This window comes from Microbacterium sp. NPDC064978 (genome assembly GCF_044543605.1).
Taxonomy (GTDB): domain Bacteria; phylum Actinomycetota; class Actinomycetes; order Actinomycetales; family Microbacteriaceae; genus Microbacterium; species Microbacterium meiriae.
The window spans coordinates 208827-227293 of the sequence record NZ_JBITWF010000001.1 but is presented as its reverse complement, the minus strand read 5'-3'; the positions used below and the strand labels follow the sequence as shown (position 1 = coordinate 227293).

Here is an 18467-nt window from a genome sequence, read left to right as displayed (position 1 = left end):
GACCCGCGATGGTCCGCCCGGTCAGCTCGCCTCGCGGAGCACGGGATCCGTCACGTCGTCGATTTTCGAGGAACGGATCGGGTGACCGCTCGTGGAGAGGCAGCGTCCGGTCTTCAGGTCCCACTTCCAGTCGTGCATGCTGCACGTCAGGATGCCGTCCTCGTCGACCTTCCCCGTCTTGGTGAGGTCGGCACGAAGGTGCGGGCAGCGGCGCTGGACGACCCAGTCGCCGATCTCCGCATCCTCGGTCTGGTCGGTCTGCTCCTGGTACCAGTTCTCGACGTACTCGATCCGGTCGACCGATAGGCACTTGAGGAAGGTGGTGAGGAACTCGTTGAACTTGCCGCTGCGCCCGACCGAGAACTGCATCGACAGGAAGATCGAGTTCGACCAGTCGATCTCGTGGTCGCGGATGTTCGTCGACACGAGGTCGGCCGGGATCGTGTACCAGTACACGCACTCCTCGCCCGCGTACTCGCGGACCTTGGCGCGCGGGAAGTCGACCACCATGTCCAGCTCCCCGATGCGGAAGCGGACGTGCCCGCCGACACCGAGGCGGATGGTGCGCGACTTCTTCAGCAGCGGCTCCCACCACTCCTTGATCGCCGCCAGCATCTCGTCGGGCGGGATGATCTCGGCGCGAGACGCCTCCTCGTCGCGGATCTCCTGCTGGCGGGTCGCGCGCTGCTCCTCCAGGTACTCCCACTTCTCGTCGAAGATGTGGGCGAGCTCGGCCTCGGTGTAGAGCGTCTGCTCGGTGGTCACCGCACCGCCGTCGATCGTGACGAGCGTGCCGGGGACGAAGAGCTGCCCGTCGTACTTCGGCGCCAGCTCCTTCATGTGCGCGATGAACTGCTTCTGGTCCGTGAAGATGGACTCGCCGTTGCGGCCCATCCCGTTGAAGTCGAAGAGGTCGTCGCGGAGGAACATGGGCGGCCCTGCCATCGGGAAGACGTGCGGCGCGTCGACCTTCTCGATGTAGTACATCGCCCGCTTGTTCTGCGCCTCGCGCTTGAGACGGGCGAAGTTCTGCTTGGCGTCCAGCGGCAGGTCGTAGACCATGGGCCACCAGATCGCTCCGGAGACCTGGGTGAAGTAGGCGTCGGGCTTCCCGAAGTGCAGCAGCTTGTCGAGATCGAGCGGGTGCGAGTCGTTCTGGTTCAGCATCGACCCCGTGCCGTCGTCCACGCTGAGCGACGAATCGCCGATCGGGCCGTCGCTCGGAGCGCGCAGCGGGGTGATCATCATCTTGAGCGCCCCGCGCTCGATGATCTCGCCGGCGGGCGCGTAGGTGATGTTCGTGTAGCCGAGCGCCCGGATGTCCTGCTCCAGGTCGTCGATCGGGTACTCCGGCAGGAGCACCTCGATGTCCTTGCGGATGTACCGCTCCAGCAGCGCCGGGTCGAAGTGGTCGCGGTGCCGGTGCGAGATGTAGAGGAAGTCGGCTTCCCGTCCGTACCGCTCCCAGTCGAGCGCGCGGTTGTCCGGGAACGGGAACCAGGACCCGAAGAAGGACGGGCCGAGCACCGGGTCGCAGATGATGTTGCCGCCCACCGTCTCGATGAACATGCCGGCGTGGCCGAGTCCCGTGATCCGCATTGCATTCCTCTCGAAGATGAACCGTTCGATTGTACCGACGGCTCCCTGAGCACCCGGCGGGACGGGCCGGGGAAAACGGTCTAGTCGTCGAAGAGACCGCGGATGTCGTCGGCGGTGAGCGCCTGGGCGAAGAGCGCATCGTCGTCGAGCACGGCCGTGAACAGCCGCGCCTTGCGGCGTTGCAGCGCGAGGACCTTCTCCTCGATCGTGCCGGTCGCGATCATGCGGTAGACGAACACCTGGCTGCGCTGGCCGATGCGGTGCGTGCGGTCGACGGCCTGCGCCTCGGCGGCGGGGTTCCACCACGGGTCGAGGAGGAAGACGTAGTCGGCCTCGGTCAGGGTGAGTCCGAATCCGCCGGCCTTCAGGCTGATGAGGAAGACGGGCTGCTCCCCCTCCGCGAAGTCCGTGACCACCCGCTCGCGATGCCGCGTCGAGCCGTCGAGGTGCGCGTACGGGATGCCGGCGGCGTCCAGACGCGCGGCCGCCATGTCGAGGAAGGACGTGAACTGGCTGAACACGAGCGCGCGGTGCCCCTCCGCCTGCAGCTCGACGATCCGTTCCAGGAGCTCGTCGAGCTTGCGGGAGCCGAGGCGCGCATCGACCGGGTCGATCAGCGCCGGAGCGAGGCTCAGCATGCGCAGCAGCGTCAGCGACCGGAACACGATGAAGCGGTTCCGGTCGAGATCCTCCAGCAGGCCGAGCACCTTCTGCCGCTCGCGTTGCAGCACTGTCTCGTAGAGCTCGCGATGCCCCGCGCTCAGCTCGACCTCCAGCACCTGCTCCTGCTTCGGCGGAAGATCGGGGGCGACGAGCTCCTTGGTGCGGCGGAGCACGAGGGGACGGATGCGCCGTCGGAGCTGCGCGAGGCGGCGCTGCCGGTACGGTCCGCCCTCAGCGTTCTCCGGGACCTTCCCCTGCTCAATCGGCTGGATGTAGTGCTCGCGGAACTTCCGCGCCGAGGCGAACAGGCCGGGCGCCGTGAGCTTCAGCAGCGCCCAGAGCTCCTCCAGGCTGTTCTCCAGCGGCGTGCCCGTGACCGCAATGGTGACCTCGGCTGGGAAGCGGGCGACGGCACGGTGCAGCTTCGTCGCCGGATTCTTCACGAACTGGGCCTCGTCGAGGATCAGTCCGGCCCAGGTGACGCCTGCGAACCCCTCTTCATCGAGCCGGGCGACGGCGTAGGTCGTCAGCACGACGTCGGCCTCGCGAGCCGCGACACTCGCCGACGGTCCGGCCGTGGAGTCCCGGGTGACCACGCGGAGGCCGGGAGCGAATCGCGCGGCTTCGGTGCGCCACGTGGCCAGCACGGACGTCGGGACCACGACGAGGAAGGGGCGCTCCTCCCCCGCCGCCCTGGCATGCAGGATGAGCGCGAGCAGCTGGACGGTCTTCCCGAGCCCCATGTCATCGGCGAGGATGCCGCCGAGGCGGTGCGTCCAGAGGAACGCGAGCCAGTCGAGGCCCTCCTTCTGATACGGCCGAAGGTGTGCGGTGAGCCCCGGCGGGATCGGCACCGCCGGCACCGCAGTGGCGCTGCGCAGTCCCTCGGCCGTGGCACGCCAGCTCACCGCGGGAAGGGCTTCGTCCGCCAGGTCCTCGAACTCCTCCCACAGATCCGTCTGATGACGACTGATCCGTGGGCCCGTCTCCCACTCGTCGAGGTCTCCGGCCTCGTCGAGCAGGTCACGCAGACGGTCGAGCGCCGGGTGGTTCAGGGAGAAGTAGCTGCCGTCGACGAGCAGGAGCTTCCGTCTCCCCGCGCTCAGGGCGGTGAAGAGCGGCTCGAACGGGATGTTCCGACCGTCGATGCGGACGATCACACCGAGGTCGAACCAGTCCGGGTCGGTGCTCTCCACGGTCGAGACCGTGATCTCCGGCTCCCCGGCGAGCTCGCGATACGTCTTGCGGCGGCCCGACACCTCCACCTCGACGCCCTCCGCCTCCACGGCGGGGACGACGCGGGTCATGAACTCCGCGGCCTCCACGTCGTGGAACGCCCCCGCGGGAGCGAACGCGACACCGTGCTCCTGCCAGACGTTCCGGATCCGCTCCGTCACCCCGGCCTCGGCCTCCGGATCGCGCACGGCCTCCGGACCCGGCGTGAACGGCACCCGCCCGAACCCCCGATAGTCCCACTCGACGGCGTACTCCACGGTGTCGCCGCGACGGAACGCCACCCGCAGCACGGCACGGGGTGGCGGGAGGTCCGGCAGCGAGACGCGGCCGACCGCGCGGACGGAGAGGCGACGCGCGAGGAGCGGATAGGCATCCTGGAGGAAGGCCGTCTCCTCCTCCGCGGGGACGACGAGCGTCCGGGCCCGGAGCAGCGACTGCGCCGGCCCTGCGAGCGGAAGCTCAGCGAGCGTCACCTGGAGGCGCGACCCGCTCTGCGCGACCTCGTACACGCCGGAGCGCCCGAGGGGCCTGATGCTGCCAGGCGGCGTCTCGCGCCCGTCCACCGTCACGACCGGCCGGACCACGAGGCCGCCGTCGTCGCCGCGGGACACCGCCGCCGTCAGCTCCGCGGTATCCGCGAGGACGAGCGTCGTCGACCGCTGCGCCGCCACGAGCGGGATGCCGAGGCCGGCCGCGGACCGCAGGTGCCCCCAGAGGAGCCGCGACTCGATCAGGTCGGCGACGAGCCAGTCCCCGGCCGTGCCGGAGAGCAGCGTGTCCCGCGCGATGCTCAGCAGATCGGCGAACCACCGCGACCGTTCCCGACCGTACTGGTCCGGCGCGCGGCGTACCGCGTCCCAGGTGGCGGAGCCGAGCACCCAGGATCCCGTCGCCGCGCTCCGCTCCAGCGGACGGATGCCGAGGAGGATCTCTCCGGTCGCCTTCGCGACATCACGCGGAGTCGCGGTGCGCTGCGGCCGGGACGCCCACGGATTCGCTCCTCGGGCGTCGCGGACGCGCAGCTCGAACCCGAGGGCCAGCGGGGTCGTCGCCGCCGGAGCGGCGCCGCCCTCGAACAGCGCGCGCCAGTCCCGCGCCCCCTCTTCCGGGGCACCCGAGGCGGAGGCGGGCGGGCGGATCATGGGACGATCCTGCCCGCCACCGCCGACACCGCCGCTGCGGCGTTCAGGCCGAGCGGGCGACGCGGGCGAGCACGCCGTGCACGAACGCGCCCGACTCATCGGTGGAGAACTCCTTCGCGAGCTCCACCGCCTCGTCGATCGCGACCGCGGTCGGCACCTCGTCGTTGTAGAGGATCTCCCACGCGCCGATGCGCAGCAGGGCGCGGTCGACGGCGGGCATCCGCTCGAGCTTCCAGTCACGGCTGTGCGTCGTGATCTGCTCATCGATCTCGTCGCGCTGGTCGATGATGCCGTCGACGATCTCCCGGGCGTACAGCCACGACGCCTCGCGTGCGGGCTCGTTCGCCGCACGCTTCGCCTCGGCGGCGAGGGCCACCGCGACGTCGTCGCCGCGGACGTCGGCGGAGAACAGGATGTCGAGCGCGCGCTTGCGCGCCTTCGTGCGGGCGCTCACGCCTTACTTCTCGCGGCCGAGGTACTCGCCCGTGCGGGTGTCGACCTTGACCTTGGTGCCGGTCTCCAGGAACAGCGGGACCTGGATCTCGTAGCCGGTCTCGAGCGTCGCGGGCTTGGTGCCGGCGGACGAGCGGTCGCCCTGCAGGCCGGGCTCGGTGTAGGTCACCTCGAGGATGACCGACGCCGGGAGGTCGATGTAGAGGGGGTTGCCGTTGTTGAGGGCGATGGTGACCTGCTGGTTCTCGAGCAGGAAGTTCTTCGCGTCGCCGACCGTGGCCGCGGGCAGCGTGATCTGGTCGAAGTCGGTCTGGTCCATGAACACGAACCCGTCACCGTCGGTGTAGAGGTAGGTGTAGTCGCGACGGTCGACGTTCTCGATGTCGATCTTCGCACCGGCGTTGTACGTGCGGTCCACGGTCTTGCCCGAGACGACGTTCTTCAGCTTCGTGCGGACGAACGCGCCGCCCTTGCCGGGCTTGACGTGCTGGAACTCGATGACGCTCCAGAGCTGCCCGTCGATGCTGAGGACGACGCCGTTCTTGATGTCTGCGGTGGATGCCATGTGCGAGGAGTTCCGTTCCTGAGTCCGTGGGGGCCGGGGTCGGCCGACAGTCGATTCTACGGGATGCCCGGCGCCAGCCGCCGCGTGGGCACGATAGACGCTCCTGGGTGCGAGGGGAAGCCCCGTGACGACGACGACCGCCCCCGGGCAGCCTGGAGCGGGACAGGAGGAATCGACATGAGCGAGAACGACCGCGACCGCGACCCGACCAGGATGGCGAATCAGCCGGCACTGCGGACGTCGTCCGGGGCGGTCTGGCTGATCGTCGCCGCGATCTTCACCGCGGTCAGCCTCGTGCCCCTGATCGGGATCGTCCGCAGCGGCGGGGCGGCGGGAACGGTCGGCCTCATCACGGCGGTCGTCCTGGTGCTGGGCCTGGTGGCGATGGTCGTCATCCGCCTCGCCGTGGCGCCTGTGCGTCCTCGGCTCCGTGCGCTGGCCGGCTGCTTCCTCGCCATGGCTCTGCTGACGCTCGTGGGCATCACCGTCTGCGTCCTGCTCGTCGGCCTGCCCTGATCCCGCCTGGTCAGAGGTGCGCGACGAGCTTCCGCACGGCCTCCGGGTAGCCGTCGACGCCGTGTCCGACGACACGGACCGCGGCGACGTCGTGCAGGTACGAGTGGTGACGGAACTCCTCGCGGGCGTACACGTCGGAGATGTGCACCTCGGCGAAGGGCAACGCGACGCCGGTGAGTGCGTCGCGCAGGGCCACCGACGTATGGGTGAGGCCGCCCGGGTTGATGACGATGCCCGCGCAGTCCGACCGCGCGTCGTGGATCGCGTCGATGAGCACGCCCTCGTGGTTGCTCTGCAGCGCCCGTACCTCGAACCCGAACGCCGCGGCGGCCTCGGCGGTGATCCGCTCGACGTCGGCGAGGGTCGCCGTGCCGTACACCTCGGGTTCGCGAGTGCCGAGGAGGTTCAGGTTGGGGCCGTTGACGAGCAGCAGCCGACGCGGAGCGGTCATGCGGGCACGCTCCCCGTGTCGGCCAGTTCGCGGCGCATGACCCACTCCCGACCGAAGCCGGAGGTCTCGATCTCGCCGGTCCGGACGAAGCCGAGTCGACGATAGACCGCCTCCGCCCGCTCGTTGTCCACATGGACCTCGAGCACGAGGGCACGGAGGCCGCGATCGCGTGCCCAGGCAGCCGCGGCGTCGAGGAGCGCATCGATGACGCCCGCACCGCGGTGCGCGTCCGCCACGTAGACCCCCACGACCAGGCCGGCGTCATGCTGCTCGCGATGCGGGAGCAGCGTCATCGTCCCGGTCCAGGTGCCGTCGTCGGCGATCGCGACGAACTGCGCCGCGGCCGCGTCACCCGAGGCGTTCGCCGCGCGCTCCTGCCAGAAGCGGTCGGGCTGTGCGGCGGCGTGTTCGACGGTATCGAGGAAGGCCATCGGCGCGGCCGGGTCGGCGAGAGCCTGCAGCCGCAGCGCCTTCACCTCCCGCCAGTCCTCCGGCGTGATGCGCCGGACGGCGATGCTCATGCGCCGATCTCCTGATACGCGGCGAAGAGCAGCGACTCGTCCGGCGCCTGGAGCACGGTGGGCTTGGCGATGTCGTCCAGCAGGATGAAGCGGAGCATGCCGCCGCGGCTCTTCTTGTCGCGCTGCATCGTGGCGAGCAGCTGCGGCCAGGCTCCGGCACGGTACGAGGTGGGCAGGCCCAGCGACTCGAGGATCGTGCGGTGGCGCTCCGCCGCGGCGTCCGAGAGGCGCCCCGCCAGCCGGGACAGCTCCGCGGCATACAGCATGCCGATCGAGATGGCCGCCCCGTGCCGCCAGCGGTACCGCTCGGCGTGCTCGATCGCGTGGCCGAGGGTGTGGCCGTAGTTCAGGATCTCCCGCTGTCCGGCCTCGCGGAAGTCGTCCGAGACGACCTGCGCCTTCATGTCGATCGCGAGTTCGACGGACCGCCGGAACTCCTCCGTCGTGGTGTCGACCGCGCGCGCGGGATCGGCCTCGATGATGTCGAGGATCTCCGGTGCCCAGATGAAGCCCGCCTTGACGACCTCCGCGAACCCCGCAGTGGCCTCGTTGGGGCTCAGGCTGCCCAGCTCGTCGAGGTCGCCGATCACCGCGCGCGGTGCCCAGAAGGCGCCCACGAGGTTCTTGCCCTCCGCGGTGTTGACCCCGGTCTTTCCGCCCACGGCGGCGTCCACGAGGCCGAGCACGGTGGTGGGCACCTGAACGATCTGGATGCCGCGCAGCCAGGTCGCCGCGACGAAGCCGGCGAGGTCGGTCACCGCTCCCCCGCCGTAGCCGACGACGGCGTCCGTGCGCGTGAAGTCCGCCTGACCCATGACCTGCCAGCAGAACGCGGCCACCTCGATGCGCTTGCCCTGCTCGGCATCCGGGATCTCGGCGAGCAGCACCTCGCGCGGGCCATCGGCGGTGTCGGCGAGGAGTCGGTCGCGGAGTTCGGCGGCGCGGGCCGCGAGAGTCGGCGGGTGCACGACGAGGATCTTGCGGACGCCCGGCGCGAGAGCCGCCGACACCTGGTCGAGGATCCCCCGTCCGATCGTGATGTCGTAGGCGTCGTTCCCGGTGACGCTGATGGTCGTCGTGCTCATCGCTGTTCTCTCCTCCATGCCACGATCTCGTCCGCGATGCGCTGCATCGGACGCCGTGAGGTGTCGAACGTGGTCGACGCCACCTCGTCATACCATCCTCGCCGTTCCGCGAAGATGCGCTTCCACTTCTCGACCGGGTCCTCGCCCGCCAGCAGCGGGCGCGTCCCGCCACGCAGTCGATCGGCCACCGCGGCCTCGCTCACGGAGAGGAAGACCACGGGGTGCGCACGCAGCAGCGCGCGCGTCTCCGGGTCCGTGACCGCGCCGCCGCCGAGGGAGATCACGCCGCCCTCGGCGATAGCCTCACGGACCGCCGCGCGCTCGAGCTCCCGGAAGTGCGCCTCGCCGTGCGTGGCGAAGATCTCCGGGATCGGGCCGTGCGCGGCGACGATGCGCTTGTCGGTGTCGATGAAGGCGACCCCCAGACGCCGCGCGACCCGTCGCCCGACACTGGTCTTGCCTGCCGCCATCGGTCCGACGAGGACCAGCGTCAGCGGCTCAGCCTCGTTCGTCATGCGCGATGAGCGCCGCCTCGGACGCGGGGGCCGTGCGCAGCTCCGCGGGGATGCCGTCGAGGTATCCCTCCAGGTTGCGGCGCGTCTCGCGGATGCTGTCGCCGCCGAACTTCTCCAGCACGGCGCGGGCCAGCTCGATGGCGACCATGGCCTCCGCGACGACGCCCGCCGCGGGCACGGCGCAGACGTCGGAACGCTGGTGGTGCGCGGTCGCCTCGTCGCCGGTCGCGATGTCGATCGTGCGCAGCGCGTGGGGCACGGTCGCGATCGGCTTCATGCCGGCCCGCACCCGCAGCACCGTCCCGGTGGACATGCCGCCCTCGGTGCCGCCGGCGCGGTCCGTGCTGCGGGCGATACCGTCGGCGGTGGCGAAGAGCTCGTCGTGGGCGGCGGAGCCGCGGCGGCGCGTGGTCTCGAAGCCGTCGCCGACCTCCACGCCCTTGATCGCCTGGATGCTCATGAGTGCCTGGGCCAGCCGGGCGTCCAGGCGACGGTCCCAGTGCACGTGGGAGCCGAGGCCCGGCGGCAGGCCGTAGGCGAGGACCTCGACGATGCCGCCGAGCGTGTCGCCGTCCTTCTTGGCGTCGTCCACCTCCGCGACCATCAGTGCGGAGGTCGCGGGGTCGAAGCACCGCAGCGGGTCGGCGTCCAGGGCGTCCACGTCGTCCGGGGTCGGCAGCGCCGCGCCATCCGGCACACGCACCGGCCCGATGGAGAGCGTGTGGCTGACGAGCCGGATGCCGAGCTCACCGAGGAAGGAGCGGGCGACGGCACCGAGCGCCACGCGGGCCGCGGTCTCCCGGGCGCTCGCGCGCTCGAGGATCGGACGGGCCTCGTCGAAGTCGTACTTCTGCATGCCCACGAGGTCGGCGTGGCCCGGACGCGGCCGGGTCAGCGGCGCGCCACGACCGCGCGAGCGATCGGTGAGCTCCACCGGTTCCGGGTTCATGACCTCGATCCACTTCGGCCACTCGGTGTTGCCGATGCGCAGGGCGATGGGGCTGCCCAGCGTCTTCCCGTGCCTGACGCCACCGGAGATCGAGAGCTCATCCTGTTCGAACTTCATCCGGGAGCCGCGTCCATAGCCGAGCTTGCGGCGGGCGAGGTCGGCCTGGATGGTCTCGGACGACACCGGGACGCCGGAGGGCAGACCCTCCATGACGGCGATGAGTTCTGGGCCGTGCGATTCGCCGGCCGTGAGCACGCGGAGCATGTGCTCTAGTCTCCCATGCGTTTCCGCCCGCGCCGTGCCGCGTTTCGTCGGGCGGCGCTCAGAGGGTGGCGCGCATCGCGGCGAGGACCGCATCCTCGTCCGGCAGCGGCGTGACCGGGTCGCCGTGTAGGAAGATCCGGATCTGCCGGACCGCCTGATGCAGCAGCATCCCGAGTCCGGAGACCACCGGTGCCGCGCCCCATGCCGCCGCCAGGGTGGACGGCCAGGGCGCGTAGGCGGCGTCGAACAGCGTGCCGCCGGTCTCGGCCAGGCGGGCGGCACTCTCCGGCGGCAACGTTGTACCGGAGGGCAGCGTCGCCACCGTGAGGTCGACGGCGCCGTCCGCCTCGTCGAGCGATCGTGGGGTGACCACGACGCCGCGTCGCTCCCCGATCCGGACGAGCCCCGCGGCGCGCTCCGGCCGACGGGCGGCGACCTCGACCCGCGTCGCCCCGAGGTCGGCGAGGGCGACGAGGGCCGAGGCTGCCGTCGCTCCGGCGCCCAGGATCCGTGCCGTCCCGATCTCGCGGATCCCGGCATCACCGAGGGCATCGACGATCCCGCCGACGTCGGTGTTGAATCCCGCCGGGGCCTCCGAGAGCAGGAGCGTGTTGACCGCGCCGGTCAGCTCCGCGTGGGCATCCCGGCTGGCGGCGTATCGGTAGGCCTCTTCCTTGAGCGGCATCGTCAGGGACAGGCCGCGCCAGGTGTCGTCGAGCGCCTCGACCGCGTCCGCGAAGCCCTCCGCGCCGACCTGGCGGCGCCCGTACTCCCAGTCCAGCCCGAGCACCGCGTAGGCTGCGGCGTGCAGCTCCGGCGAACGGGAGTGCCCGATCGGGTCGCCCCAGACCGCCAGCCGTCTCCGGTTCACCGCGTCAGCCACACGCGTCACTCCGCGTAGCACCCGGAATCCGGGTTCTCCTTGCACCATGCGTGCAGCTTCTTCTCGGCTTCCTGCTGCTCGGCGTACGTCGCCGAGAACACCGTCTCCCCCGTATCGAGGTTGACCGTGACGAAGTAGAACCAAGGACCGTCGGCAGGGTGCATCGCCGCGTCGATCGCCGCATCGGTCGCGGTCGCGATCGGCCCCTTCGGCAGCCCCGGGTGGATGTACGTGTTCCACGGATTCGGGTCCGTGAGCGCCTTCTCAGACGAACCCGCGGCACCGGCGTGCAGCTCTCCGACACCGTACTGCGCCGTCGAGTCCATCTGCAGAAGCCCGTTCGTCTCGCTGTTTCCAGGAGCGAGACGGTTCTCGATCACGCGAGAGACCTTGGGGAAGTCGTCGGTGCGACCTTCGCGCTGGATGATCGAGGCAATGGTGAGGATGCGCTGCTCATCGCCGGACGGAACACCGGCCTTTGCCAGCGACTCGCGTGTCCGGTCGACCATCCGCTGGATGACCTGCGTTGCCGTGGTCTCCGGATCGAACGTGTAGACAGCCGGGAAGAGCCATCCCTCCAGGCTGTCCGCTTCGACTCCGTAGACCGACGGATCCTTCACAGCCGCTTGGAGCTCCTCGAGTGGCATGCCCATCGTCTCGGCCACCTGCGGGAGGAAGTACTCGATGGTGGCGCCCTCGGGGACGGATGCCGAGTTCTCCAGCTTGTTCTCCTCGTTGCGGAGAGCGGCGAGGGCGTCCTCGGCGGTCATCTTCTCCTGGAGACGGTAGACGCCGGGATAGAAGGTCACCGCGATGTTCTCGTCGATGAGGTAGTCGTAGAAGACGTCCTCGGTCTTGGTGACGCCCGCCTCGTAGAGCGCGGTCGACACGGGGCCGCCGGTATCGCCCTCCTTGATCGTGACGAGTACCTCACCGGTCGCCTCGCCGGGCTCCCAGTCCTTCGGCTCGCCCCACCCCATGGCGTCGGCGATACGGTCGCCGAAGGTGTTGGCGACCCAGACTCCGCCGGCGGCGATGCCGCCGAGGATCACCAGGACGATGATCAGGGCGATGAGGCAGCCCTTGCGGCGCTTCTTCTTGGTCGGAGCGCCGTGATCGCGGCCGTCGTCCTGAGCGGCGAAGATCTCGTCGAGTCCTCCGCCCAGCGCCGGTGCGGGGTCTTCGGTGCCGGTCGACCGGCGCGGGCCCGGGGCGGGGGCCTCGTCCGCGCTCGTCGCGGCGACGGGCATCGCGCGGGTCACGACCGCTTCGGCGTTTGCGGCATTCGCCTGCGGCCGGTGGTCGGTCACGGCCGCATCCGCGGTGGTCGCCGCCGACGCCGAGACCGGGCGGGCCGGCACGTCGGCATCGGGCGCAGCCGTCGCGTCCGGGGCGGCCGGAGCCTCCTGCTCGCGGGCCGCGGCCTCCCTCGCCGCGCGGCGGGATCCGGGTGCCGGCGTGTCATCCGCGGCGGTCGGGACCTGCGGGGACGGAGCGGGGAGGTTCTCGAACAGATCCCCCAACCGGGTGCTCTGCTCGTGCTCGGGCGCACGGCTCTCGCGTTCGGACATGTTCAGGCGGGCTCCTCGTCAACGGGGACCGGGGCACCGGCCGGGTTTCCGGTGCTCTTCTCCGTGTCGATCGCCTGCTGCAGCAGCACCACGGCGGCGACCTGATCCACAATGCTACGAGAGTTCTTCTGTGATCGCCCAGAACTCCGCAACGCCGCATGCGCGGAGACGGTGCTCAGACGCTCGTCCACGAGGCGGACCGGCACGCCACTGCGCCCCTGGAGTGCGGCCGCGAACTCCCGCGCATCGACCGTCGACGGCGTGTCCGCGCCCTGCATGTTCACCGGAAGTCCGACCACGATCTCCAGCGGCTCGTACTCCGCAGCCAGCTCCGCGATGCGCGTGAGCGAGCGCTCATCGCGCGGCACGGTCTCGACGGGGACGGCCAGCATGCCGTCCGGATCGGACCGCGCCACGCCCACGCGGGCCCGGCCGACGTCGATGCCGAGCCGGACCCCGCGGCGATAACCGCTCACGCGCCCCGCAGCTCCTGGGAGACGGCCTCGAGCGCGGCGGGCAGCGCCGCTGCGTCGGTACCGCCGCCCTGGGCGACGTCGTCCCGGCCACCGCCGCCTCCGCCGAGCACACCGGCGGCGCGCTTCGCGAGCGCACCCGCCTTCGCCCCGGCACCGCGCGCGGCCTCGTTCGTGGCGACGACGACGACAGGGCGACCGTTGACGACCGCACCGAGCGCGACGACCGCGGGGTCGGAGCCGAGCCGGTCCCGCACGCCGTTGACGAGCTCGCGGACATCGTCCGCCGACGCGACATCACCCAGCGTCTGTGCCGCCACGCGGAAGTCTCCGACGCGCGTCGCGGCCTCGGCGATGGCGGGGATGCGTCCCGCTCGCTCCTTCGCCTCGAACTGCGCGATGCGCTTCTCCGCGGCCTTGAGGCTCGCGGCGAGATCGGCGATCCGCTCCGGGAGCTGCTCGCGCGGGGCCTTCAGAGAGGCGGTGAGCTGCGAGACGAGAGCGCGCTCTGCCGCGAGCTCCCGGAACGCATCCGCGCCGACGAGAGCCTCGATCCGGCGGTTGGAGGCGCCGACCGACGACTCCCCCACCACGCTGACCAGACCGATCTCCGCACTGGTCGACACGTGCGTGCCGGCGCAGAGCTCGCGCGACCACGGGCCGCCGATGTCGACCATCCGCACGACGTCGCCGTACTTCTCGCCGAAGAGTGCCATGGCGCCCGCTTCCTTGGCCTCGTCGAGCGTCACGATGCGGGTGGTCACCTCGAGGGCGTCCTGCACGGCGCGGTTCGTGATCTCCTCGATCTCCGTGCGGGTGTCCGTCGACAGCGCCTGCGACCAGGCGAAGTCGAACCGCATGTAGCCGGCGCGGTTGAGTGACCCGGACTGCGTGGCCGTCGGACCGAGCGTGTCCCGGAGGGCGGCATGCACGAGGTGGGTGGCGGAGTGCGCCTGACGGGCGGCGCGACGGTTGGCGGCGTCGACGATCGTCGTCGCGATGTCATCGACCGCGACCGTGCCGCGGGAGACCTCCACCGTGTGGCTGATCAGCCCGGGGACCGGCCGCTGCACGTCGAGCACCTCGAGCTCGTAGCCGGGGCCCACGATGGTGCCCTTGTCCGCGACCTGGCCGCCGGACTCGGCGTACAGCGTCGTCTCGGCGAGCACGACCTCGGCGATCTGGCCCTCGGCGGCGCTGCGCACCGGCGCACCGTCGACGAGCAGACCGAGCACGCGGGACTCCACCTCGAGGGCCGTGTAGCCGTCGAAGCCCGTCTCGCCCAGCGCGCGCAGGTCGCGGTACACCGAGACATCCGCGAGCTGGCGCTTGCGGTTGCGGGCGTCGTCCTTCGCGCGCTGACGCTGCTCCTGCATGAGGGAGTCGAACGCGGCACGGTCCACGTCCAGCCCGGCCTCTTCGGCGACCTCCAGGGTGAGGTCGATCGGGAAGCCGTAGGTGTCGTGCAGCAGGAACGCCTCGGAACCGCTGAGGGTCTTCCCGCCGCCCTTCTTCGTCTCGTCGAGCGCGAGGTCGAGGATGGTCGATCCCTGCGCCAGGGTGCGCCGGAAGGTCTCCTCTTCGGCGAAGGCCGCCGAGGAGAGCACGGACCAGTCGCGCTCCAGCTCCGGGTACGCCGACTTCATCGCGTCGCGTGAGGCGGCGAACAGCTCGGGGAACGCGGGGTCGTCGACACCGAGGAGGCGCATGGCCCGCACGGTGCGGCGCATGAGGCGTCGCAGGATGTAGCCGCGGCCCTCGTTCGACGGACGGACGCCGTCGGAGAGCAGCATGAGCGAGGAGCGCACGTGGTCCGCGATCACGCGGAAACGGACGTCGTCCTCGTGCACGGCGCCGTAGCGACGGCCCGAGAGCTCGACGGCGCGGTCGAGCACCGGCCGCACCTGGTCGGTCTCGTACATGTTCTCGACGCCCTGCTTGAGGAAGGCGACGCGCTCCAGCCCCATGCCGGTGTCGATGTTCTTCATCGGCAGCTCGCCGACGATGTCGAACTCGGTCTTGCCGCGGATGTTCTCGATGAAGTCCTGCATGAACACGAGGTTCCAGATCTCCAGGAACCGCGAGTCGTCAGCAGCGGGGCCGCCGTCCTTGCCGTAGGCCGGGCCACGGTCGAAGAAGATCTCGGAGTCAGGGCCGCCGGGACCGGGCTGGCCGGTATTCCAGTAGTTGTCCGCGCGGCCGAGGCGCTGGATGCGCTCCGGCTTGAGCCCGATGATGTCGCGCCAGATCGCCTCGGCCTCGTCGTCGGTCTCGTAGACGGTGACCCAGAGATCCTTCTCGTCGAAGCCGAGGCCGCCGTCCGCCTCCGAGCTCGTGAGCAGCTCCCAGGCGTAGCGGATCGCGCCTTCCTTGAAGTAGTCGCCGAACGACCAGTTGCCGAGCATCTGGAAGAACGTGCCGTGACGCGCGGTGCGCCCGACCTCCTCGATGTCGTTGGTGCGGATGCACTTCTGCAGGTCGGCGATGCGCGGGTGCGGCGCCGGGACCACGCCCGTGAGGTACGGGATCATCGGGACCATGCCGGCGACCGTGAAGAGCAGCGAGGGGTCGTCGCTGACCAGGGATGCCGAGGGGACGATGAGGTGGTCGTTCTTCTCGAAGTACGAGAGGTAGCGCTGCGCGATTTCCGCAGTTTTCATAGGAGTGCCGGATGTCCTTGCGTGAGGGGGCGCGCCGAGGCGCAGATGCGGGGGGTCAGTTCTCGCCCGGCTCGGTCAGCCGAGCCTCCTGCGCGCGATACGCGTCGCTGAGGATCGCGGCGAGGCCGTTGAGGCGGGCGTCGACGTCGGCCAGGATGTCGTGGCCCCGCGGGTCCTTGTTCATGAAGTGAGCCGCGACGAAGCCGCCGATCACGCCGATCAGGAACCACAGCACATTCTTCATGTCGTCATCCTTGCCCTAGAGCCGCGAAGGCGCGGTCTCTCCATCGTAGGCGGAAACGACAGGAGGCGTCGGGAACCCCGACGCCTCCTGCCTGATGCTCTTCCGCTGGATCAGCGAGCCGCGTAGTACTCGACGACGAGCTGCACTTCACAGGTCACGGGGACCTCGGCGCGCTTCGGACGACGGACCAGGCGGGCCTGGAGCTTGTCGAGCTCGACCTCGAGGTAACCCGGAACGGCGGGCAGGACCTCGGCGTGACCGCCGGCGGCTGCCACCTGGAAGGGCTCGAGGCCCTCGCTCTTGGGCTTGACGTGGATGAGCTGACCCGGCTTCACGCGGAACGACGGGCGGTCGACGAGCTGGCCGTCGACGAGGATGTGACGGTGCACGACGAGCTGGCGAGCCTGCGCCGTGGTGCGGGCGAAGCCCGAACGGACCACGAGCGCGTCGAGACGCATCTCGAGGAGCTCGACGAGGTTCTCACCGGTCAGACCGTCCTGGCGACGGGCCTCGTTGAACGCGATACGCAGCTGCTTCTCGCGGATGCCGTACTGCTCGCGCAGACGCTGCTTCTCACGCAGACGGACGGCGTAGTCGCTGTCGGCCTTGCGCTTCGTGCGGCCGTGCTCGCCCGGAGCGTAGGGACGCTTCTCGAGGTAGCGGGCGGCCTTGGGGGTGAGTGCCACGCCGAGGGCGCGGCTGAGACGCACCTTGCGGCGGTCCTGGGACTTCGTGACCACGAAGTTATCCTTCCGATGACGTGGACGTGGATTTCACGTCCGACGGACGTATCACCGCGTTCTTCCTCGGGGCGCACGCCGGGGTGCCGTCGAGGTGGGGTGTGAACGAGGAGATGCCCGAAAACACGGTTTCGAGCCGCTCAAGTCTAACAGACGACGGCAGACACCCGAGGCCCGCGGATCACCGGTCGCCGAGGATCCGGCGGATGCGCTCCAGCCGTGCACTGATGTCGCGCTCCGCGCCCAGGTTCTTCGGCTCGTAGTAGTGGCGTCCGTCGAGCTCGTCCGGCAGGTACTGCTGCGGCACGATCCCGAACTCGCTGTCGTGCGCGTAGCGATAGCCGCGGCCGTGGCCCAGGCGCTTGGCCCCCGGGTAGTGGGCGTCGCGGAGGTGCAGCGGCACGCGCCCGAACCCTCCGGCCCGGATGTCCGCGATGGCCGCGTCGATGCCGACATACGCCGCGTTCGACTTCGCGGTCGTGGCCAGGTACACGGTGGCCTCCGCGAGCGGGATGCGTCCCTCCGGCATCCCGATGAAGGCCACGGCGTCGGCGGCGGCCACGGCGATGCCGAGCGCCTGGGGGTCGGCGAGCCCGACGTCCTCGGACGCGGAGATGACGAGCCGCCGGGCGATGAACCGCGGGTCCTCCCCCGCCTCGATCATGCGGGCGAGATAGTGCAGCGCGGCGTCCGGGTCGGAGCCGCGGATCGACTTGATGAAGGCGCTGATGACGTCATAGTGCTCGTCGCCCTGCCGGTCGTAGCGGAGCAGAGCCTTGTCGACGGCCTGCGCCACATCGTCGGCGGTGACCTCGGGGACGGTCGACTCCTGGTCCTCGCTGTCATCGTCGGCCGTCGCCGCGTGCGAGAGCGCCACCGCGGCGGCGGCCTCCAGCCCCGTGAGGGCGCGACGGGCGTCCCCCGACGCGAGGCGGATGAGGGCCGACCGCGCCTCGTCGGTGAGCGCGACCGCGCCTCCGAGTCCGCGGGCGTCCGACACCGCCCGATCCACGAGCACGCCGATGTCGTCATCGGTGAGCGGCTGCAGCGTGAGCAGCAGCGACCGTGACAGCAGCGGCGAGATCACCGAGAACGAGGGGTTCTCCGTGGTGGCGGCGATGAGGATGACCCACCCGTTCTCCACGCCGGGCAGCAGGGCGTCCTGCTGGGCCTTGGTGAAGCGGTGGATCTCGTCGAGGAAGAGGATCGTCGTCTGCCCGTAGAGGTCGCGCTGGGTGATCGCCTCCTGCATGACCTCCCGCACGTCCTTCACGCCGGCGGTGATGGCCGAGAGCTCGACGAACCGGCGGCCGGAGGACCGGGCGATGGCCTGGGCGAGCGTGGTCTTCCCGGTGCCGGGCGGGCCCCAGAGGATGATCGACACCGCACCGGGCGAGCTGGCCTCCGGATCGGCGAGGGCGACGATGGGCGACCCGGCCCGCAGCAGGTGGCGCTGTCCCGCGACCTCGTCCAGCGACACCGGACGCATGCGCACGGCGAGCGGTGTCTGCCCGGAGAGCAGGGCGGAGGGAGAGGACATTCCTCCAGGCTAACGGCGGCCGGGGACACGAGGCGAGGCCGGCGCCCCGGTAGGCTCTCAGGCGACGTCGTGGACCGGCGTCGGACGGGAGAAGCAGGGCATGGCCGCACGCGGTTCCAAGAAGGCGCAGACACGCACCGAGGCGGAGCGCGCTCGGCTGCACACCGCTCGCACCCGCTGGCACCAGGACCAGATCCGCCGACGTACCCGCGACAACGCCATCGCGATCACCGTCGGCGCCCTCATCGTCGTGGGCGCGATCGTCAGCCAGGTCGTGCATGCGCAGGTGACCGCTCCGGAACCGACGCCGTCGCCCACCTCCTCGATCGAACCGTCCCCGGCGCCGACCGATACCCCGACGGAGGCTCCGACCGCGCCCGCCACTCCCTCGGAGTGA

The 18467-nt window shown here is 70.6% G+C and carries 18 protein-coding genes; 2 read left to right on the top strand and 16 right to left on the bottom strand.

What is annotated here, in order from left to right:
* Positions 1 to 21: 21 nt before the first annotated feature.
* From ACIGJI_RS01135 to efp, 4 genes are all read right to left on the bottom strand, one after another.
* On the bottom strand, positions 22 to 1599 hold the full coding sequence (locus tag ACIGJI_RS01135; RefSeq protein WP_025103499.1) for a Rieske 2Fe-2S domain-containing protein: 1578 nt from the start codon (positions 1597 to 1599) through the stop codon (positions 22 to 24).
* A gap of 80 nt (positions 1600 to 1679) precedes the next feature.
* The gene (locus ACIGJI_RS01130; RefSeq protein WP_363443906.1) at positions 1680 to 4640 is read right to left on the bottom strand and encodes an SNF2-related protein; all 2961 of its coding nucleotides are present in this window, start codon (positions 4638 to 4640) and stop codon (positions 1680 to 1682) included.
* 43 nt (positions 4641 to 4683) lie between these two features.
* The gene (gene nusB, locus ACIGJI_RS01125; protein ID WP_101845674.1) at positions 4684 to 5094 is read right to left on the bottom strand and encodes a transcription antitermination factor NusB; all 411 of its coding nucleotides are present in this window, start codon (positions 5092 to 5094) and stop codon (positions 4684 to 4686) included.
* A gap of 3 nt (positions 5095 to 5097) precedes the next feature.
* Positions 5098 to 5658 carry an elongation factor P gene (gene efp / locus ACIGJI_RS01120; RefSeq protein WP_025103502.1) on the bottom strand — a complete coding sequence of 187 codons (561 nt, stop codon included), beginning with the start codon at positions 5656 to 5658 and terminating at the stop codon, positions 5098 to 5100.
* Positions 5659 to 5835: 177 nt separating this feature from the next.
* Between efp and ACIGJI_RS01115 the strand changes: the two genes are divergently transcribed.
* Positions 5836 to 6174 carry a hypothetical protein gene (locus tag ACIGJI_RS01115; RefSeq protein ID WP_363443903.1) on the top strand — a complete coding sequence of 113 codons (339 nt, stop codon included), beginning with the start codon at positions 5836 to 5838 and terminating at the stop codon, positions 6172 to 6174.
* A gap of 10 nt (positions 6175 to 6184) precedes the next feature.
* Here the strand turns inward: ACIGJI_RS01115 and aroQ are convergent, their stop codons facing one another.
* The 12 genes from aroQ to ACIGJI_RS01055 form a co-directional block, all read right to left on the bottom strand.
* Positions 6185 to 6625 carry a type II 3-dehydroquinate dehydratase gene (gene aroQ, locus ACIGJI_RS01110; protein ID WP_363443900.1) on the bottom strand — a complete coding sequence of 147 codons (441 nt, stop codon included), beginning with the start codon at positions 6623 to 6625 and terminating at the stop codon, positions 6185 to 6187.
* Positions 6622 to 7146, bottom strand: coding sequence for a GNAT family N-acetyltransferase (locus tag ACIGJI_RS01105; protein WP_363443897.1), 525 nt, complete (start codon positions 7144 to 7146; stop codon positions 6622 to 6624). The genes aroQ and ACIGJI_RS01105 overlap by 4 nt, the downstream gene beginning before the upstream one ends.
* Positions 7143 to 8231 (bottom strand): 3-dehydroquinate synthase, encoded by a 1089-nt coding sequence (gene aroB / locus ACIGJI_RS01100; RefSeq protein ID WP_101845666.1) that lies wholly within the window; start codon positions 8229 to 8231, stop codon positions 7143 to 7145. Before aroB ends, ACIGJI_RS01105 begins: the two co-directional genes overlap by 4 nt.
* A complete protein-coding gene (locus tag ACIGJI_RS01095; protein ID WP_259954503.1) occupies positions 8228 to 8746 on the bottom strand; it encodes a shikimate kinase in 519 nt (172 codons plus the stop codon). Before ACIGJI_RS01095 ends, aroB begins: the two co-directional genes overlap by 4 nt.
* Positions 8730 to 9959, bottom strand: coding sequence for a chorismate synthase (aroC, locus tag ACIGJI_RS01090; protein WP_363443893.1), 1230 nt, complete (start codon positions 9957 to 9959; stop codon positions 8730 to 8732). The genes ACIGJI_RS01095 and aroC overlap by 17 nt, the downstream gene beginning before the upstream one ends.
* Positions 9960 to 10017: 58 nt before the next feature.
* Positions 10018 to 10842, bottom strand: coding sequence for a shikimate dehydrogenase (locus ACIGJI_RS01085; RefSeq protein ID WP_363443890.1), 825 nt, complete (start codon positions 10840 to 10842; stop codon positions 10018 to 10020).
* A 5-nt stretch (positions 10843 to 10847) separates the two neighbouring features.
* On the bottom strand, positions 10848 to 12413 hold the full coding sequence (mltG, locus tag ACIGJI_RS01080) for an endolytic transglycosylase MltG (protein ID WP_363443887.1): 1566 nt from the start codon (positions 12411 to 12413) through the stop codon (positions 10848 to 10850).
* A gap of 2 nt (positions 12414 to 12415) precedes the next feature.
* Entirely contained in the window at positions 12416 to 12889 is a 474-nt protein-coding gene (gene ruvX / locus ACIGJI_RS01075) for a Holliday junction resolvase RuvX (protein WP_149085354.1), read from the bottom strand.
* A complete protein-coding gene (gene alaS / locus ACIGJI_RS01070; protein WP_363443884.1) occupies positions 12886 to 15546 on the bottom strand; it encodes an alanine--tRNA ligase in 2661 nt (886 codons plus the stop codon). The genes ruvX and alaS overlap by 4 nt, the downstream gene beginning before the upstream one ends.
* A gap of 55 nt (positions 15547 to 15601) precedes the next feature.
* Positions 15602 to 15790: a hypothetical protein gene (locus ACIGJI_RS01065; protein WP_025103513.1), complete on the bottom strand. Its 189-nt coding sequence runs from the start codon at positions 15788 to 15790 to the stop codon at positions 15602 to 15604.
* 110 nt (positions 15791 to 15900) lie between these two features.
* On the bottom strand, positions 15901 to 16530 hold the full coding sequence (gene rpsD, locus ACIGJI_RS01060) for a 30S ribosomal protein S4 (protein ID WP_187661514.1): 630 nt from the start codon (positions 16528 to 16530) through the stop codon (positions 15901 to 15903).
* Between the two features lie 181 nt (positions 16531 to 16711).
* The gene (locus ACIGJI_RS01055; RefSeq protein WP_259954509.1) at positions 16712 to 18070 is read right to left on the bottom strand and encodes a replication-associated recombination protein A; all 1359 of its coding nucleotides are present in this window, start codon (positions 18068 to 18070) and stop codon (positions 16712 to 16714) included.
* A gap of 100 nt (positions 18071 to 18170) precedes the next feature.
* Between ACIGJI_RS01055 and ACIGJI_RS01050 the strand changes: the two genes are divergently transcribed.
* Complete coding sequence (locus tag ACIGJI_RS01050) at positions 18171 to 18467, top strand: hypothetical protein (RefSeq protein WP_366243640.1); 297 nt, start codon at positions 18171 to 18173, stop codon at positions 18465 to 18467.

Excerpts from the sequence above, each read along its gene's own strand:
- mltG (WP_363443887.1), bottom strand. The coding sequence starts at position 12,413 with ATGTCCGAACGCGAGAGCCGTGCGCCCGAGCACGAGCAGAGCACCCGG.
- ACIGJI_RS01105 (WP_363443897.1), bottom strand. The coding sequence starts at position 7,146 with ATGAGCATCGCCGTCCGGCGCATCACGCCGGAGGACTGGCGGGAGGTG.
- ACIGJI_RS01135 (WP_025103499.1), bottom strand. The coding sequence starts at position 1,599 with ATGCGGATCACGGGACTCGGCCACGCCGGCATGTTCATCGAGACGGTG.
- aroB (WP_101845666.1), bottom strand. The coding sequence starts at position 8,231 with ATGAGCACGACGACCATCAGCGTCACCGGGAACGACGCCTACGACATC.
- ACIGJI_RS01130 (WP_363443906.1), bottom strand. The coding sequence starts at position 4,640 with ATGATCCGCCCGCCCGCCTCCGCCTCGGGTGCCCCGGAAGAGGGGGCG.
- aroC (WP_363443893.1), bottom strand. The coding sequence starts at position 9,959 with ATGCTCCGCGTGCTCACGGCCGGCGAATCGCACGGCCCAGAACTCATC.
- ACIGJI_RS01095 (WP_259954503.1), bottom strand. The coding sequence starts at position 8,746 with ATGACGAACGAGGCTGAGCCGCTGACGCTGGTCCTCGTCGGACCGATG.
- alaS (WP_363443884.1), bottom strand. The coding sequence starts at position 15,546 with ATGAAAACTGCGGAAATCGCGCAGCGCTACCTCTCGTACTTCGAGAAG.
- ACIGJI_RS01055 (WP_259954509.1), bottom strand. The coding sequence starts at position 18,070 with ATGTCCTCTCCCTCCGCCCTGCTCTCCGGGCAGACACCGCTCGCCGTG.
- efp (WP_025103502.1), bottom strand. The coding sequence starts at position 5,658 with ATGGCATCCACCGCAGACATCAAGAACGGCGTCGTCCTCAGCATCGAC.
- ACIGJI_RS01065 (WP_025103513.1), bottom strand. The coding sequence starts at position 15,790 with ATGAAGAATGTGCTGTGGTTCCTGATCGGCGTGATCGGCGGCTTCGTC.
- ACIGJI_RS01050 (WP_366243640.1), top strand. The coding sequence starts at position 18,171 with ATGGCCGCACGCGGTTCCAAGAAGGCGCAGACACGCACCGAGGCGGAG.
- ACIGJI_RS01115 (WP_363443903.1), top strand. The coding sequence starts at position 5,836 with ATGAGCGAGAACGACCGCGACCGCGACCCGACCAGGATGGCGAATCAG.
- aroQ (WP_363443900.1), bottom strand. The coding sequence starts at position 6,625 with ATGACCGCTCCGCGTCGGCTGCTGCTCGTCAACGGCCCCAACCTGAAC.